Below are 16,502 nucleotides of genomic sequence, written 5' to 3'. Positions count from 1 at the left end.
CCCCCACTGGGCGCGGATCTGGCACACCCATAGTGTGGAGACATGAACACACACACCGATTCCCGCCCGTCCCCCGCCTCTCCCCTGCCGCCCACCCCCACTCGTCCAGGGCGAGGAAGGAAGATCCTCATGGCCGTCCTCCTCGTCCTCGCCCTGGTCGTCGGAGGTGTCCTGGCCGGCGGCGCATGGCTGGTGAGCTCCTACGGACACACCATCGGCATCTGGTGGCCGGCCCCCTCCGTCCAGGGCTACGGAGACAAGGTCCTGAGTCTGATGGACCAGGGCCTGCACGCCAAGAGTCAGGAATGGTCCGACGCCCGTGCCGACGCCACCGCCCGCATCGCCAAGGCCACCAGTCACGAGGAGGTCGACGCCATCCTCACCGACGTCGTCAAGGTCGCCGGAGGCAAGCACTCCTTCATGATCTCGGCTGAAACGGCGCAATCCGTCTTCGATGAGTACGAGGCCCCGACCACCACGCGTGACGGCTGCGTGGTCACCCTGACCCTGCCCGCCTACATGGGCACCGCCGACAAGGGCGCCGAGTACGCGACCACGCTTGCAGACGCACTGACCGGCGACACCTGTGGAGTCATCGTCGACCTGCGCTCCAACGGTGGAGGGGACATGGGGCCGATGATTGCGGGCCTGTCCCCCCTTCTGCCCGACGGGCGTGTCGCCTCATTCAAGTCGACCGATGGGATGACCACTGATGTCACGCTCAATGGCGGCGCCATCCAGGGCGGAGGCAGCCCGACCGACGTGGGCCGGCGAAGCAAGTTGAAGGTGCCCGTGGCCGTCCTGGTCTCGGAGCGGACCGCCTCCTCCGGAGAACAGGCCCTGCTGGCCTTCCGCGGACTGGACGGCGTGAAGGTCTTCGGCCGACCGACTGCCGGCTACACCTCCGTCAACCAGGTCTTCCCCCTGTACACGGGAAGCCTCTTGGCCATGACCGTGGGCACCACGGTGGCTCGCACCGGAGAGGAGTTCGCCGAGGAACCCATCGCCCCCGACCAAGTCGTGGACCTGGAGGCAGCCCCGCAGGCCGCCGCCGACTGGATCGCCTCCCAGCGTCAGTGAGGCCGACACTCCTGGTGACACCCGAGGGGCGGGAGGACCGATGGTCCTCCCGCCCCTCGTCGTCGGAAGCGCCCTCGCCAAAAGGGTGTGACGAGGCGTGCCCGGTCCGGCCTCGCCCTGCCCTCAGCGGGCGCTGAGGACGTCCAGGACGTGCTGCTGTCTGGCGTCCTCTTCAAGAAGGGGCTGGACGAGGTGGGCATCCATGGCAGCCGCGAGCTCGTCACGGATCCTCCTGCGCGCACGAGCGGCCAGGCCCTTGGCTCCGGCGGAACACGCGAGCGCACTGAGGCCTGCGACAAGGATCGTCACCACGAGCCCCAGGAGAAGCATCCACGTGGGCACGGGCAGCGCCTGCCAGTACGGCAGCGGCAAGGGCAGCAACAGGTACTCGGCGCTGGCCCACCTGGCGCCCAGCCAGAGCGCACCGACCAGGGCCACCACCCAGGCGAGGACCTGCACCGTGTTCGACCACGCCCACCAGCGGGGCCGCCGTCCCATGTCCAGGTCCGTGCCTGACAGGGCCCGGTCCAGGGTGTCGGGCAGGTTCTCGCTGGCCACGTGCGCCACCTCTGCCAGGCGGGTCCGCCATGCCTGGGGGCGTCCCTGTCCGATGGCCGATCCCACCCGGCGCACGGCGGTGGACAGGCGTGCGCGCTCGACGGCGTTCATCGGCTCCACCGACAGGACCGAGGGAGTCGCGACATCGACCCGTGATCCGTGGTGGCGCTTGTGGGCGCCCAAGTGTCGACGTGTGAGCGGATCGGCGCGCAGGTGCGACATCCACCGGAGGGGGATCCACCCGGTGGCTTGGGCTCCACGGTGCTTGTGGGCCTTGGCGACGTCGTCGACGAGGTCCTGGGAAGCGACCGCGGCCTCGGCCTCGTCGGTGAGGGCGTTGAGCATGCCCGCATGGGACAGGCCGGGCAACTCCTCGTCGACCTCCAAGTGGTCCAGGACCACGCGGCTGACCCGGGCCAATTCACCGGCCACACGTGCCGCCGTCTCGCGGACCGCCCGGGCGCGTTCGGCAATGGTCAGCCGCAGATCCGCCAGGCCCTCACCGCTCTTGGCCGAGACGCCCAGAAGAGGCACCGAGCCGACGCCGTCGCGCACGAGGACCTTTCGCAGGTCCTCCAGGACCACACGACGGATCCCCGGGGTCAGCCGGTCGACCTGGTTGAGGACGACCACCATGGCTCCCGCACTGTCCGCCATGGGAGCGATCCACTGGTTGTGGATGACGTCATCGGCGTACTTCTGCGGGTCGACGACCCACACGACCAGGTCGGCGCGGTCGGACACGTGGCGTGCGATGTCGCGGTTCTCACGCGACTCGGAGTCGATGTCGGGAAGGTCCAGCAGTATCACGCCGGCCGGCAGGGCGTCCGAGGTGGGAGCCGGTACCCGCGAGAGCACTCCCATGCGGTCCAGCAGGGCGGCGGCCTGGAGCCCCGACGGGGTGACCGCCAGCGGGACGCTGGTGGTGGGCCGCAGGATGTCCGCGTGGGCGACCTCGGCTCCGACCAGAGCGTTGACCAGGGAGGATTTCCCGGACCCCGTCGAACCCACCAGGGCGACGACGACGGTCTCAGGGTCCAGGACGGCGCGTTCATCGGCCAGGCGCAGGGCGGCGGCGACGTCGTCCTGCAGGCTGACGGGAGCGTCTTGGCCGAGGAGGTCCATCGCCTCGGCCAGGGCGTTCACTCGTTCGAGGATCCGTTGGGGCGCTCGGAGTGCGTCTCCCATCGCTGGCTCACCTCCTTGACGGCTGAGTCGAGTGCTGCGGTGTCGGGTGTGGGAGGAAGGGCCTCCTCCATGGGTGCCAGCGTGTCGTCGATGACGGTGCCGACACGCTCCATGAGTCGCGCCTTGGCGGTGGTGGTCATCGAACGCACTGCCTGGTCACCGAAGATCGTCTCCAGCAGTTTCTGGGCGAGCACCGCCGAGCCGGCCGAGACACCGACCTCGACACCGGTCAGACCGCCAGTGGAGGCGAAGAGGACGATGATGAGCGCCACCGCGACCACGTTGACGCCGATGGCGGCGATGCGGGCGGCTGCGCGCTTCGATTCGCCGACGGTGCGCACCAGTGCCAACAGGTCCTTCTGCCACTCCCGGGTCACGTACCCGGCCAGGCGTTCGACACGTGCCTCGTCGACCTTTTCGAGTGTGCCGACGAGGTCGCGGGTGGCCGGGGATCCGCGCCACGCGCGTTCGGCGTCCTCGCGCACGCGCAGGAGCTCCTCGTGGATGAGGGCGGCCAGACCGGCTTCGAGTGCGTCCTCGACCGGTGCGACGGGCGTCGGGCGCCCAAGGACGAAAGCGGTGACCCGGTCGCGAAGACCCGCGAAGGTCCGACTCAGGCTCCGGGTCAAGTCGGCGGCTCCGACGACGTCCTGCCAGCGGGCCATGACCTCACCTCGCAGCAGCGTGCCGTCGGCCGTGGCCTGGCGCAGGCGGTCCAGGCATGCTGCCCGCTGGGAGTCGAGCAGGTCCCGTGCGGCCTGCAGTTCCTCGGTGATCTCCGCGGCGGCAGTGCTCACCTTGGAGCACGCGGCCAGGACTTCGGTCAGCGACCCGGTCAGGGCGCGACGCGCGACTTCGGTGCGGGCGTGCGAGTCGGCCACGAGCTCGCGCAACCAGGTCGCCAGGGGCGCCAAGGCGTCTGCGGGAAGCAGGCCGTCCCGGAGCCGCTGTTCCTCGACGGTGAACAGGGGCGCCGAGCCGAGACCCTTGTCAGCCATCATGCGCCGCAGGTCCTGTCCAACGGCCTCGGCGGCCTCGCCCGGCACACGGTTGAGGACGACGGCCACGGCGATGCCGCTGCGGCCGGCCGCCGACAGGAGTTCCCACGGCACCGCGTCCGCGTAGCGGGCGGCAGTGGTGACGAAGACCCACAGGTCCGCAGCATCCAGCAGCTGGCGGGCCAAGTCCCTGTTCTCCTCCGACACTGAGTCCACGTCCGGGGAGTCGAGCAGCGCCAAGCCGGCGGGCAGCCACTGGTGTTCACGCACCTCCAGTTCCCGAGTGCTCCCGTGACCCGCTGGAGTCGGGGCCGAACCTGCCCGGATGCGTACGCGCGCCAGCTCGGGCAGCACGCGGATGCCTTCGAAGAGTGGGGCGTCCGCGCCGTGGTGCAAGAGGACAGGTCTGCGCGTGGTCGGGCGGATCGGCGAGGAGGAGGACACGACCTCTCCGACCAGAGAGTTGAACATCGTCGACTTTCCGGACCCGGTCGAGCCTCCCACGACGCACAGCAGTGGAGCGTCAAGGGACTGCGCGCGCGGCAGCACGTGGTCGTCCAGGCGGCGAATCGCCCTGCGACGGGCCGAATCCGCCGCCGCCGAGGTCGGCGTGGGCAGGGTCAGGTCGGCGTCGGCCAAGGCGCGTCGAAGTGCATGCAGAGCGGCGATGCCGTCCACGTCAGTCCACCCTCTCCACACGCGGGCGCAGGTCCACCCGGGCCGGGGCCCACGAGGCCGCGTCGGCCTCGACCTGTTCGCCCGTCCGAATGTCCTTGACCGTGTCGCACGCTCCGTCCTCGCCGGGGAACCACACGTAGGGGATGCCTCGCTTGTCGGCGTACTTGATCTGTTTGCCGAACTTCGCGGCGCTCGGGGCCACGTCGGTGCAGATTCCGCGCGAACGCAGGGCCGCGGCCACAAGGTCACTGTGTGCGCGGGCGCCCTCGTCGGACACGGCCACGAGGACCGCAGTGGGCACCTTCCTGCTGGCACGCACCATGGGGGCAGCAAGCATGCGGGAGACCAAGCGGGACACACCGACGGACAAACCCACGCCCGGATACGCGCGTTTGCCGTCCTTGACCAGGGAGTCGTAGCGGCCGCCCGAGCAGATCGACCCGAGGTCCTCGTGGCCCTCGATGACGGTTTCGTAGACGGTGCCCGTGTAGTAGTCGAGTCCCCGCGCGATCTTCAGGTCCGCGACCACGACACCCGGCAGGTGGCGTCGGGCCTGGTCCAGAAGGGCGCACAGTTCATCGAGCCCCTGCGTCAGGAGCTCACCGGCCACGCCCAGGGCGGCCACGGCCGCCCGGATCTGTTCGGTGTCGCTTCCCCGGATTCCGGCCATCTCCAGCAGGGTGTCGGCGGCAGCGGCGTCGATGCCGGAGCGGGCGAGTTCTTCACGGACTCCGTCGGCACCGATCTTGTCGAGCTTGTCCAGGCCGCGCAGCGCCGCCTCGACATCGACCACTCCCAGCGACTCGCACACTCCCTGGACCACTTTGCGGTTGTTCACCAGGACGTGGATGGGCGGGATCGGCAGGGTGGACAGGGCCTCGGCCATGATCAGGGCGACCTCGACCTCGTGGTGGAAGGCGAGGGTTCCCAGGCCGACCACGTCGATGTCTGCCTGCGTGAATTCGCGGAAGCGACCGTCCTGGGGGCGCTCACCGCGCCACACCTTCTGGATCTGGTAGCGCTTGAAGGGGAAGTCAAGGTCATTGGCGTTCTCGACGATGTACCGGGCGAAGGGGACGGTCAGGTCGAAGTGCAGTCCCATGCGCCGTTCCTTCGAAGAGGCGCCCCGTCCCCCCTCCTCGGCTGCCTTGAGCGCCTGGAGACGGTCCAGGACGTAGATCTCCTTGGAGGTCTCGCCCTTGGCCTCGAGCTGCTCGAGGGTCTCCACCGCGCGGGTCTCGATGCCGACGAAGCCGTGCAGCTCGAAGACTTCTCGCAGGTGGTCCAGGACCTGCTGTTCGATGATGCGACCTTCAGGCAACCATTCGGGGAAACCGGACAGGGATGTGCGTGCCATGCGTTCATCCTCCCATGTGCGTGGCGACCACCGCCGTCCGGCCGGCGGTCGGTGGTGTGGGGACTGTGGTGGTCTGGGTTCAGCCGATGCGGCGAGCTCTGGCGATGTAGGGGTTGGTGGCCAGTTCCTCCGCCATGGTCGTCAGTGGGCCGTGTCCGGGGACCAGGACGGTGGCCGGATCCAAGGCGTTGGCCAAGGTGCGCAGGCTGTGGCGCATCTGGGTCTCGTCCCCACCGGGCAGGTCCGTGCGTCCGACGGATCCGGCGAAGATCACGTCGGCGGACAGCGCCCACGGCTCCGGCACCGGGCTGGCGTGGACGACACGCGGGCCCTTGGGCTCCTCAAGGGTCACGGTCAGCGGAGTGTGGGCGATGAACAGCGCGGATCCTTCGGTGTGGCCGGGGGCCGGGACCATCTTCGTCCACAGTCCGGGAACCAGTTCGACCGAGCCGGCCGGGAAGGGGCGCAATGAGGTCGGCTTGACCCATTCGGGCAGTCCCAGGTCGGGCGGCGGGATCTGGACGAGGCCCAGTGGCGCATCCATCCGGTACATGTCGGGGCCCGGCAGCCACACGGGCACAGGGCCGCCCAAGTCGGCCTCGGTGCCCCAGGAGGCCACCTCGGCGGCCTCCCACACGTGGTCGGGATGCCCGTGGGTCAGGAGCACCCCCGCCAAGGCGCAGCCCGAGTCGTCGAGGATTCGACGGATCTCGGAGGTGACCCCGTAGGAGGGGTCGACGACCAAGGCAGGGCCCTCGCCCTCCTCGGGCAGGACGACGACACAATTTGCCCCGTAGAAGGGGGTGGGGACGACGTGCAGGCGCATGTCAGTCCATCGAGGAGCGGATCTGCTCCAGCCACGCCTTCTTCGTGGCGAGGGTGTCCGCCAGTTCCTTGGTCTTCTTCGCATTTCCCGCAGCCTCGGCGGCGGCGAGGTCCGCTTCGAACCTGGCGACCTGGGCTTCGAGCTGGCCGAGCATACCTTCGGCGCGGGCGCGCGTCTCCGGATTGGTGCGGCGCCATTCCCTGTCCTCAGCGGCCCGCACAGCGCCTTCGACGGCGCGCAGCCGCTGGTCCAGACGCGGGTGGTCGGCCGAGGGGACACGTCCGATCTCGTCCCAGCGTTCCTGGACCGAACGCAGAGCGGTCTTGGCGGCGTCCAAGTCACCGACAGGGACGATGGCCTCTGCCTCCACGAGGAGGGCCTCCTTGGCCACGAGATTCTCACGGTACTCGGCGTCGGTGGCCTGGTCCTTTGCGCGACGGGCATCGAAGAAGACCTGCTGGGCGGCGCGGAAACGCGCCCACAGTGCGTCATCCTCCTTGCGGGAGGCGCGTGGGGCCACCTTCCACCGGTCCATGAGGGCCCTGTAGGCGGCCGAGGTGGCTCCCCAGTCGGTGGAGGTCTGCAGCGCCTCGGCCTCCGCAATGAGCTGCTCCTTGATGCGCTTGGCCTCGCTCTGCGCCTGGTCGAGGGCGCTGAAGTACTGGCGACGGTGACGGTCGAAGAGGGTGCGCGCCGCCGAGAAGCGCTTCCACAGGCCGTCCTCGACGGACTTGTCGAGGCGCGGCCCCCTGCGCTGCTGGGCCTTCCACTCCTCCAGGAGGTCACGAAGGGCCTGGCCCGACTGCTTCCAGTGGGTGCGTTCCGGGTCCTGGGCGACAACCTCTTCGGCCCTCTCCACAAGCGCGGTGCGCTCTGCCAAGGCGTTCTCCTTGGCGATGCGGCGTTCCTCGCGTGCCTGTTCCTTGCGTTCCTGTGCGCGGGCCGTCACGGCTTCGACGCGGGCGCGCAGGCCGGGCAGGTCGCCGATGGCGTTGGGTTGCACGACGGCTGCGGTGATGGTGGCGAGCGTCTGGTCGATGTCCTTGGGGGACATGGTGGCCAGGCGGTCCTCGAAGAGTTTCACCGTGGCCTGGAGATCCTCGAAGCGGCGCACGTAAAGGGCCAAGGGGTCCGCGGGCAGGCCCTCCGGGTAGGCACCGACGATGCGTTCGCCCCCCTCGTCGATGACGTAGACGTTGCCGACCTCGTCGATGCGGGCGAACTCGGAGGTGGTCAGCTCGGTCGGGGAAGCGGCCTCGACGACTTCCTCCGGAGCCGGGGCCGCAGTCTCCTCGACGGGAGCAGGGGCCGCCTCCGAGGCGGGTGTCTGCGTGGCTTGGGGCTCCGGTGCCGGTGAAGTGGTCTCGGCAGGGTCGGTGGTGGCCTGCGGTTCGGTGGCGGGAGTCTCGGTCACGATGGTCCTTCGTTCGACGAGGGCGCAGGGCGCCCGGGCGCGGTCGCGCACACCAGTGCGCACGTGCCAAGGTGTGGCACAGGTCCCATCCTATGCACTGAGAAGCCCCTGTTACGAAATGAAGACCGTCACATGGGATTTCGTCATCCGTTCGAGACCTCGTGGCGCCGCGAGGCATTGCCCATGAGTCGCACGGCCTCGAAGACGCCGTCGACCCGACGCAGGGCAGCCAACACCGCGTTGAGGTGGGCCATGTCGGCCAGCTCGAAGGAGAAGCGTGCGGTTGCGATCTGGTCCCCGGACAGGCCCGTCGTTGCCGTGAGAATGTTGACGCGGTAGTCGGAGAGCACCCGGGTCAGGTCCGAGAGCAGCCCCGGACGGTCCAGGGCCCGGGTTTCGATCTGCACCAGGTACTGGACCCCCGCCTGCGTGGAGTTCCAGTGGACCTCCGCGAAGCGTTCGGGCTGCACCTCCGAAAGGCGCATCGCGTTCTGGCAGTCCTTGCGGTGCACGGAAACCCCCTGGCCCCTGGTGATGAAACCGACGATCTCGTCGCCGGGCACGGGAGTGCAGCACCTGGCCAGCTTCACCCAGATCTCATTGGAGTTCATCCCCGTCACCGAGATTCCGGAGTCGGAGGTGGCCGCAGCGCGTCCCCGCGTGAGCGAACCGGGGGTGACCGCCTCTGAGAGTGTCTCCTCCGTGCCGTCGCCCCCGCCAAGGTTCTCCACGAGTTTCGACACGACGTTTTGTGCGGACACGTGGTTCTCGCCCACGGCCGCGTACAGGGCGGACACGTCCGGATGCCCCAGGGCATTGGCCACCGCCATGAGGGACTCGTGGTTCATGAGACGCTGCAGAGGCAGGTTCTGCTTGCGCATGGCGCGAGCCAGATGCTCCTTGCCGGTCTCTATGGCCTCCTCGCGGCGCTCCTTGGAGAACCACGCCTTGATCTTCGAACGGGCCCTGGGGGAGGCGACGAAGGCCAGCCAGTCCCGCGAAGGTCCTGCCTTGTCGGACTTCGAGGTCACCACCTCGACGGTTTCACCTGAGTCGAGTTTCGTGTCCAAGGAGACCAAGCGCCCGTTGACCTTGGCTCCCACCATGTGGTGGCCGACCTCGGTGTGCACGGCGTAGGCGAAGTCGACAGGTGTGCCGCCCGCGGGAAGGACGATCACCTCACCGCGCGGAGTGAAGACGTAGACCTCGTCGCCGGCGATCTCGTAGCGCAGGGCGTCGAGGAACTCCTCGGGGTCCCCGGTCTCCCGTTCCATCTCGACCAGGGACCGCAGCCAGTTGAGTTGCTCGTCCGAACTCATCTTGTCGGAGTCGGCGGAGGTGGCGTTCGGGTTCTGCTTGTACTTCCAGTGGGCGGCCACACCGTGTTCGGCGCGTTCATGCATCTCGAAGGTGCGGATCTGGATCTCCACCGGCCGACCGCCCGGGCCCACCACCGTCGTGTGCAGCGACTGGTAGAGGTTGAACTTCGGCATGGCGATGTAGTCCTTGAAGCGGCCCGGAATCGGGTTCCACCTGCCGTGCAGGGCCCCAAGGACCGCGTAGCAGTCCTTGACGGACTCCACCAGGACGCGCACTGCGACCAGGTCGAAGATCTCGTCGAAGGCCTTTCCACGCACGATCATCTTCTGGTAGATCGAGTAGTGGTTCTTCGGGCGTCCGCTGACGGTCCCCTTGGTTCCGGAGCGACGCAGGTCCTCCTCGATGCGTCCGATGACCTCACGCAGGTAGGTCTCCCGCTCAGGAGCCCTCTCCCCCACGAGGCGGTCTATCTCCGCGTAGATCTCCGGGTAGAGGGTCTTGAAGGAGAGTTCCTCCAACTCCCACTTGATCATGTTCATGCCCAGGCGGTGCGCCAGGGGGGCGTAGATCTCCAGGGTCTCCTGGGCCTTGCGTTTGGCGGATTCCGCGGGCACGAAGCGCCAGGTGCGCGCATTGTGCAGCCGGTCACCCAGCTTGATGAGGAGCACGCGGATGTCGCGGCTCATGGCCACGATCATCTTGCGCAGGGTCTCCGACTGGGCGGAGGCCCCGTAGCGCACCTTGTCGAGTTTGGTCACGCCGTCGACCAGCTGGGCGATGGGTTCGCCGAAGTCCGCGGTGAGCTGCTCGACCGTGTAGTCGGTGTCCTCGACGGTGTCGTGCAGCAGAGCAGCCACCAATGTCGGGGTGGTCATGCCCATTTCGGCGAGGATCGTCGCCACTGCCACCGGATGGGTGATGTAGGGCTCTCCGGACTTGCGGACCTGGCCGCGGTGGGCTCGCTCCGCGGTGGCGTAGGCCCGTTCGATCACCGACACGTCGGCTTTGGGGTGGTTGGCGCGAAGGGCGCGCACCAGCGGTTCGATCTCCGGAGCGGTGGTGCGTGAACGCGCCCCGACCCACACGAGTCCTGAGCGCACCAGTGAACCGGCCGCAGGGGCCTTCGGGGTCTGAGGAGTCGTCTGGTCTGCCATTGCCCCATGATATGCGCGTGAGGCACCCGTGCAGGTCACACGGGTGCCTCGACGAGACCGGCCGGTCAGAAGACGACGGCGGACTCCACGGTTTCGCCAGCCAGGCGCGCACGACCGCCCAGCGCTTCGAGCTCCAGCAGGACGGCGATGGCAACCACCTCGGCCCCGGCCTGACGCAGGAGCTGGGCCGATGCCGCTGCCGTGCCGCCGGTGGCCAGCACGTCGTCCAGGACGAGCACACGAGAGCCCACTTCGACCGAGTCGGGGCGCAGTTCCATGCGAGCCGTCCCGTACTCCAGGCAGTAGTCCACGCCGATCACGGGGCCGGGAAGCTTTCCCGCCTTGCGGATGGTGAGCATGCCGATGCCAAGTGTGGTGGCAAGGGGCGCCGCCAGGACGAAGCCCCGCGACTCCAGACCGGCGACGGCGTCGATGCGACCCTCGTAGTGCTCGGCAAGCAGGTCGACAAGCTCCTTGAAGGCGGGTCCATTGGCCAACAGGGGCGTGATGTCGCGGAAGAGGACGCCCGGCTCCGGGAAGTCCTGGATCTCACGCAGGTTCGAGGTGACCAGGTGCGCAATGCGGTCACCGAACTCGTGTGCCATCAGCGATGCCCCTTCCGCTTGGGCTGGTTCTCGTTGCCGAGGCGCCGTCCCGGCACCACTGGTGCCACCCGGACGGGCTCGTCCGTGGTGTGGCCGTGGCGGGTGCGTTCGGCGGCGACCAGTTCGTCATGGGCCCTCCGCCTGCCGCGCATTTCCTCGAAGATGACGAGCAGCGGGGAGGCGATGAAGATCGAGGAATAGGTTCCCGCGATCATGCCGATGAACAGGGCAAGTGAGATGTCGGTGAGAGTGCCGGCTCCCAGAAGGAGGGACCCGATGACGAGGATCGCGCCCACGGGCAGCAGAGCCACCACGGAGGTGTTGATGGAGCGCACCATCGTCTGGTTGACGGCCAGGTTGACCAGTTCGGCGAAGGTGTAGCGCTTCTGCTCGTCGATGTCCCTGGTCAGCTCACGCACCTTGTCGAAGACGACGACGGTGTCGTAGAGGGAGTACCCGAGGATCGTCAGGAAGCCGATGACGGTGGCCGGTGAGATCTCCACGTGGAGCAGCGAGAAGAAGCCGACGGTGACGACGATGTCGTGCACGAGGGCGATGATCGCCGAGGCGGCCATGGTCCACGAACGGAAGTACACCGCCATGAGGGCCGCCACCAGCGTGAGGAAGATGACCAGCGATTGGGCGGCCTTCCATGTCACGTCCTTGCCCCAGGACGGTCCGATGGAGGAGGACTGGATGTCGGTGGCAGGCACCTCGTAGGCCTTGGCCAGTGCGTCGCGCACGGTCGCCGTGTCGGCAGAACTCAGGGACTCGGTCTGGACACGGATGCCGTCGGTACCGACGTTGGAGACCTTGACTTCGGAGGCCAGGCCCGTGCCCTTGACGGCGTCGACCGCGATCTGCTGGGTGGTCACTGCGGAACCGACGACCGTGAACTGCGAGCCCCCGGTGAACTCGATGGAGCGCTGGATGCCCAGTACGGCCATGAGGACGAAGGACAGCAGGACGATCGCTCCGGAGACACCGACGAAGATCTTGCGGTTGGGGACGATGGGGTACGACTTGTCCCCCGCGTACAGGGCATTGCCCCACTGGGCGAAGCTCATCATCGTTGCTCGTCCTCCTTCTGGACCTGCTCGGAATCCTCGACGCCTCCAAGTGTCTCCTCGGTGGCGACGGAGGCGGCCGCGGTGGAGGCGGTGGCGGCCTCACGTTCGGCGCGGCGGCGCTCCGCCAAGGACATGGGGCGGTCCTCGACCGACAGGGCATCCTCGACCGAGGCACCCTTCTCGCGGGCAGCGGCCCGGACTCCTGCCGTGGTGAAGCGGCCACGTCCGGCGTAGACGAGGGCGTTCTTGGCTCCCAAGTGCTCCGGGTCGAGGCCGGAGAGTTTGTGCCCTCCACCGAAGAACTCCGTACGGATGAGGAGTTCCATGACGGGGTGGGTGAAGAGGAAGATGACGAAGAGGTCGACCACGGTGGTCACACCCAGGGTGAATGCGAAGCCCTGCACGCCGCCCACCGCGAGCACGTAGAGCACGACTGCGGCGACCAGGTTCACTGCGTCGGAGACGATGATCGTCCGTTTGGCACGGTCCCAGCCCTCTGAGACTGCGGCGAGCAGCGGGCGTCCGTCGCGCACTTCGTCACGGATGCGTTCGAAGTAGACGATGAAGGAGTCCGCCGTCACACCCACGGCGACGATCAGGCCCGCGATACCCGCAAGCGACAGCCGGTACCCCATGGTCCACGACAGCAGTGTGATGACGAGGTAGGTGAGGAAGGCCGCCACGAGCAGCGACCCGGTGGCCACGATCGACAGACCGCGGTACTGCCACAGCAGGTAGGCGACCACCAGGATGAGGCCGATGAGGCCGGCCCACAGGCCCTTTTCCAGGTGCTCCGAGCCCAGAGTTGCCGAGATCTGCTGTTCGGACTGGACCTCGAAGTTCAACGGCAGGGAGCCGAAACTCAGCTGGTTGGCCAGGGCCGTCGCCGAGGCCGCCGTGAAGGACCCGGAGATCTCCGCCATGCCGGTGGAGATGATGGCGTTCATGGACGGCGCCGTGATGACCTTTCCGTCCAGGACCACGGCGAAGTGGTTGCGGTCGGGACTGCCGAAGGCCGCTCCCCCTTCGGGATCGCTCTTCTGGAATCCGAAGAGGGTCTGTGAGGACGCGGCGAAGGCCTTGGTTCCCTCGGCGTCGAATTGCAGGCTGACCACCCACTCACCGGTGGGCTGGCCCTGGCTGTTGGTGCCCAGTCCCGCCGCAGCCTTGTCGAGGTTCGCGCCCGAGACGTCCACGGGACCGAGCAGGTACTTGATCTGACCGGAGTCGTCACAGGCGGCGTAGGGCTTGTCAGCGGCACCTTCGACCCGGCCGGGCTTGGTGCAGTCCAGTGTGTACAGGTCGAAGAGGGCCTTCTCGGTCACCCACGACATGTCGGAGTTGTTCGCAGGGGTCGACTGGGGCGCATCGGCCAGTGTGCCGTCCTGGTTCCTGTCGGCCAGCTTGGTGGCCTGGTCTTCGGGAAGGACGTTCTGGACGACGCGGAACGACTGGGCGGTGTCGCCGCTCTGGGCGCCGGCACCGGACTGCTCAGCGGCAGCGGACTGTCCGGACTGCTCGGTGGTGTTGGCAGCTGCGGACTGGGGGGCCTGGCCCGACTGGGCTCCGGAGGCGTTGACGGAGGGTGTGGCGGTCACGGGCACCTGGGTGGTGGCCTGGACGATCTGGAGGACCGGACGGAAGTTCATCTGCGAGGAGGAGCGGATGAGGTCCAGGGTCTCCTGCGAGGGTCTACCCGGGATGGCCACGACGATGTTCTCCTGGCCCAATGAGGTGATTTCCGCCTCGGCCACGCCCGAGGCGTCGACGCGCGAGCGGATGATGTTGATCGCCTCGGCGATGTCGGCCTCGGTGACCGCCCGACCACTCTGCTCGGTCGACACGGGGGTCAGGATGAGTTGGGTGCCGCCTTCGAGGTCGAGCGCGAGTTTGGGGGTGTATGACGCCCCGTTGCCGGTGACGTTCCCGATGACGAGGGCACCCACTCCGATGACGGAGAGGACGACCAGTGTCAGGAGCGCGCGCAGGGGGTGTCGTCTGTTGCTAGCCACGTGTCTGTCCGCTTTCGTTCGTCCCGCAGGGACGTGTCAGTTCTTCAGGTCGTTCTCGGGCTTGTCGAGGCCGAGAACGGTTTCCTCGTCCTCGTCCTCGTCGGCGGCCTCGACGGAGGCGTCCTCGTGCGAGTCGGATGCGAAGGGGGGTGTGCCGACTTCCTGGATGGTCTTCTTCTCCCAGTAGGTCTCGGTGCCGTCGGCCGTTTCGAGGATGACGATGTCACCGTCGGTGTCGACGTAGCGTCCCCAGAAACCGAAAACGGTCTTCACCCAGGCGCCGGGCGTGAGGTCGGCGAGCATCTTCGCCTCACGTTCGGCCCGCTGGGCCTCCATGCGCTTGCGACTGTTGCTCGACCACCACATGAGGCCGAGGAGCACGGCTCCCAGGACGATGTACGTGCCGTACGTTTGGAAGAACTGTGCCACCTGAGCCTCTTTCGTCAACGGGACGTGCGCACGCACGCCCATCGCATTCTAGTGCCCGAGACGCGGTGCGACGCAAAGCCGCTCCAGCGGGTCCACCCATCCGAGAACCCGTGTCAGTTGAACAGCGTCGATTCGGCCGGTGGGGTCAGACCCAAGTGGGACCAGGCTGCCGGAGTCGCCGCACGCCCCCTGGTGGTGCGCACGAGGAATCCCTCGCGCACGAGGTACGGTTCGGCGACCGTCTCGACGGTCTCGGCCTCTTCACCGACGGTCACGGCAAGGGTGGTCAGGCCCACAGGTCCTCCCCCGAAGCGGGTGCACACGGCTTCGAGCACCGCACGGTCCAGGCGGTCCAAACCGCGGGCGTCGACCTCGAACAGGGTGAGGGCCCCGCGGGCGGCCTCCAAGGACAGTGAACCGTCTCCCCTGACCTGGGCGAAATCGACGACACGGCGCAGCAGGCGGTTCGCGATGCGTGGAGTACCGCGAGAGCGTGAGGCGATCTCGTGGGCCGCGGGGGCGGCGATCTCGGCGCCGAGAAGCTCCGCCGACCTGCGGACGACGGATTCGAGTTCCTCGGTCTCGTAGAACTCCAGATGCGCCGTGAAACCGAATCGGTCACGAAGGGGTGCGGGCAGCAGGCCAGAGCGCGTCGTCGCCCCGACCACCGTGAAGGGCGGCAGGGTCAGGGGGATCGATGTGGCCCCGGGCCCCTTGCCGATGACCACGTCCACGCGGAAGTCCTCCATCGCCAGGTAGAGCATCTCCTCGGCGGTGCGGGCCAGACGGTGGATCTCGTCGATGAAGAGGACATCGCCTTCCTGCAGACCCGACAGGATCGCGGCCAGGTCTCCGGCGTGCTGGATCGCAGGCCCGGAAGTCAAGCGAAGCGAGGTGCCCATCTCAGCGGCGATGATCATGGCCAAGGTGGTCTTGCCCAGACCCGGCGGGCCCGCGAGCAGGACGTGGTCGGAGGGCACCGCCCTGCCGCGCGCGGCGTCCAGGACCAGTTGCAACTGGTCACGCACCTTGGCCTGTCCGACGAACTCGGCCAGGCGTTTGGGCCGCAGCGCCGCTTCGGCGGCACGTTCGAGTTCGCCCGCGTCGGGGGCGACGATGCGCATGTCCTCCGCCAGGTCGTCAGCGTCCACGGTTTCCTCCCAGGGCCACCAGGGCGGCACGCAGCAGTTGCGAGGCGTTCATCGCCCCGGTGTCCATCGACTCCAGGGTCTTGGAGACCACACCCTCGGTCCATCCGAGCTGGATGAGGGCGGCACGGACCTCTGCCTCCACGGCGCCGGGGGCGGGGGCGCCTGCGGTGGCACCGGTGGCCTGGCCGGAGGCAAGAGATGCGGCAACCCCCAGTTTGTCGCCGATCTCCAGGACCATGCGCTGGGCCGACTTCTTGCCGACTCCGGGAATCCTCTGCAGGGCGGCCACGTCCGAAGTGGACACCGCGCGGCGCAGGTCGTCGGGGATCAGGACTGCGAGGGCAGCCAACGCGATCCGCGGGCCGATGCCGCTGACCGTCTGGAGCTTTTCGAAGACCAGGCGCTCGTCCGCACTGCGGAAGGCGAACAGGGTCATGGAGTCTTCGCGCACGACCAGGCAGGTGTGCACGGTGACCTCACTGCCGACCTGCACCTCGGCGGCGTGCGCGGGGGTGACCAGGACACGGAAGCCCATGCCTCCCACGAGCAGGACGACCTCGTCCAGACCCACGTGCTCGACGGTGCCCTTGAGTTGCGCGATCACGCCGTCCTCCGCTCTGCACAGTGCGTCCCGGTCGTGTCGAGTCCGCCCGGGACGCAAG

At 68.1% G+C, this 16,502-nt stretch carries 13 protein-coding genes; 1 reads left to right on the top strand and 12 read right to left on the bottom strand.

Annotated features, from left to right (window positions below):
- The first annotated feature begins 42 nt into the window (after positions 1 to 42).
- On the top strand, positions 43 to 1,080 hold the full coding sequence (locus tag I6B53_RS05290; RefSeq protein WP_253953982.1) for a S41 family peptidase: 1,038 nt from the start codon (positions 43 to 45) through the stop codon (positions 1,078 to 1,080).
- A gap of 123 nt (positions 1,081 to 1,203) precedes the next feature.
- Here the strand turns inward: I6B53_RS05290 and I6B53_RS05285 are convergent, their stop codons facing one another.
- The 12 genes from I6B53_RS05285 to ruvA all read right to left on the bottom strand — a co-directional run bounded on the left by I6B53_RS05285 (position 1,204) and on the right by ruvA (position 16,444).
- Entirely contained in the window at positions 1,204 to 2,826 is a 1,623-nt protein-coding gene (locus I6B53_RS05285) for a GTPase family protein (RefSeq protein ID WP_216765180.1), read from the bottom strand.
- Positions 2,781 to 4,502, bottom strand: coding sequence for a dynamin family protein (locus tag I6B53_RS05280; protein ID WP_216765179.1), 1,722 nt, complete (start codon positions 4,500 to 4,502; stop codon positions 2,781 to 2,783). Before I6B53_RS05280 ends, I6B53_RS05285 begins: the two co-directional genes overlap by 46 nt.
- A gap of 1 nt (position 4,503) precedes the next feature.
- On the bottom strand, positions 4,504 to 5,859 hold the full coding sequence (gene hisS / locus I6B53_RS05275; RefSeq protein ID WP_216765178.1) for a histidine--tRNA ligase: 1,356 nt from the start codon (positions 5,857 to 5,859) through the stop codon (positions 4,504 to 4,506).
- A gap of 79 nt (positions 5,860 to 5,938) precedes the next feature.
- Positions 5,939 to 6,685: an MBL fold metallo-hydrolase gene (locus tag I6B53_RS05270; protein WP_216765177.1), complete on the bottom strand. Its 747-nt coding sequence runs from the start codon at positions 6,683 to 6,685 to the stop codon at positions 5,939 to 5,941.
- 1 nt (position 6,686) lies between these two features.
- Positions 6,687 to 8,099, bottom strand: coding sequence for a DUF349 domain-containing protein (locus I6B53_RS05265; RefSeq protein ID WP_216765176.1), 1,413 nt, complete (start codon positions 8,097 to 8,099; stop codon positions 6,687 to 6,689).
- Between the two features lie 143 nt (positions 8,100 to 8,242).
- Entirely contained in the window at positions 8,243 to 10,573 is a 2,331-nt protein-coding gene (locus I6B53_RS05260) for a bifunctional (p)ppGpp synthetase/guanosine-3',5'-bis(diphosphate) 3'-pyrophosphohydrolase (RefSeq protein WP_216765175.1), read from the bottom strand.
- A 65-nt stretch (positions 10,574 to 10,638) separates the two neighbouring features.
- Positions 10,639 to 11,178: an adenine phosphoribosyltransferase gene (locus tag I6B53_RS05255; protein WP_216765174.1), complete on the bottom strand. Its 540-nt coding sequence runs from the start codon at positions 11,176 to 11,178 to the stop codon at positions 10,639 to 10,641.
- The gene (gene secF / locus I6B53_RS05250; RefSeq protein WP_216765173.1) at positions 11,178 to 12,248 is read right to left on the bottom strand and encodes a protein translocase subunit SecF; all 1,071 of its coding nucleotides are present in this window, start codon (positions 12,246 to 12,248) and stop codon (positions 11,178 to 11,180) included. The genes I6B53_RS05255 and secF overlap by 1 nt, the downstream gene beginning before the upstream one ends.
- Positions 12,245 to 14,260, bottom strand: coding sequence for a protein translocase subunit SecD (gene secD, locus I6B53_RS05245; protein WP_216765172.1), 2,016 nt, complete (start codon positions 14,258 to 14,260; stop codon positions 12,245 to 12,247). The genes secF and secD overlap by 4 nt, the downstream gene beginning before the upstream one ends.
- Positions 14,261 to 14,296: 36 nt before the next feature.
- On the bottom strand, positions 14,297 to 14,689 hold the full coding sequence (gene yajC / locus I6B53_RS05240; protein WP_253953981.1) for a preprotein translocase subunit YajC: 393 nt from the start codon (positions 14,687 to 14,689) through the stop codon (positions 14,297 to 14,299).
- A gap of 113 nt (positions 14,690 to 14,802) precedes the next feature.
- Positions 14,803 to 15,813 (bottom strand): Holliday junction branch migration DNA helicase RuvB, encoded by a 1,011-nt coding sequence (ruvB, locus tag I6B53_RS05235; protein WP_216765350.1) that lies wholly within the window; start codon positions 15,811 to 15,813, stop codon positions 14,803 to 14,805.
- A gap of 16 nt (positions 15,814 to 15,829) precedes the next feature.
- Complete coding sequence (gene ruvA, locus I6B53_RS05230) at positions 15,830 to 16,444, bottom strand: Holliday junction branch migration protein RuvA (protein ID WP_216765170.1); 615 nt, start codon at positions 16,442 to 16,444, stop codon at positions 15,830 to 15,832.
- Positions 16,445 to 16,502 lie beyond the last annotated feature (58 nt).

The organism is Schaalia sp. 19OD2882 (genome assembly GCF_018986735.1).
In the GTDB taxonomy this organism is placed as follows: Bacteria; Actinomycetota; Actinomycetes; order Actinomycetales; family Actinomycetaceae; genus Pauljensenia.
This window is presented reverse-complemented; position numbering and strand designations above follow the sequence as displayed.

Bases quoted from the DNA above. Each gene is read 5' to 3' on its own strand.
- I6B53_RS05260 (WP_216765175.1), bottom strand. From the start codon at position 10,573: ATGGCAGACCAGACGACTCCTCAGACCCCGAAGGCCCCTGCGGCCGGT.
- I6B53_RS05255 (WP_216765174.1), bottom strand. From the start codon at position 11,178: ATGGCACACGAGTTCGGTGACCGCATTGCGCACCTGGTCACCTCGAAC.
- I6B53_RS05285 (WP_216765180.1), bottom strand. From the start codon at position 2,826: ATGGGAGACGCACTCCGAGCGCCCCAACGGATCCTCGAACGAGTGAAC.
- secF (WP_216765173.1), bottom strand. From the start codon at position 12,248: ATGATGAGCTTCGCCCAGTGGGGCAATGCCCTGTACGCGGGGGACAAG.
- I6B53_RS05270 (WP_216765177.1), bottom strand. From the start codon at position 6,685: ATGCGCCTGCACGTCGTCCCCACCCCCTTCTACGGGGCAAATTGTGTC.
- I6B53_RS05290 (WP_253953982.1), top strand. From the start codon at position 43: ATGAACACACACACCGATTCCCGCCCGTCCCCCGCCTCTCCCCTGCCG.
- ruvB (WP_216765350.1), bottom strand. From the start codon at position 15,813: ATGCGCATCGTCGCCCCCGACGCGGGCGAACTCGAACGTGCCGCCGAA.
- hisS (WP_216765178.1), bottom strand. From the start codon at position 5,859: ATGGCACGCACATCCCTGTCCGGTTTCCCCGAATGGTTGCCTGAAGGT.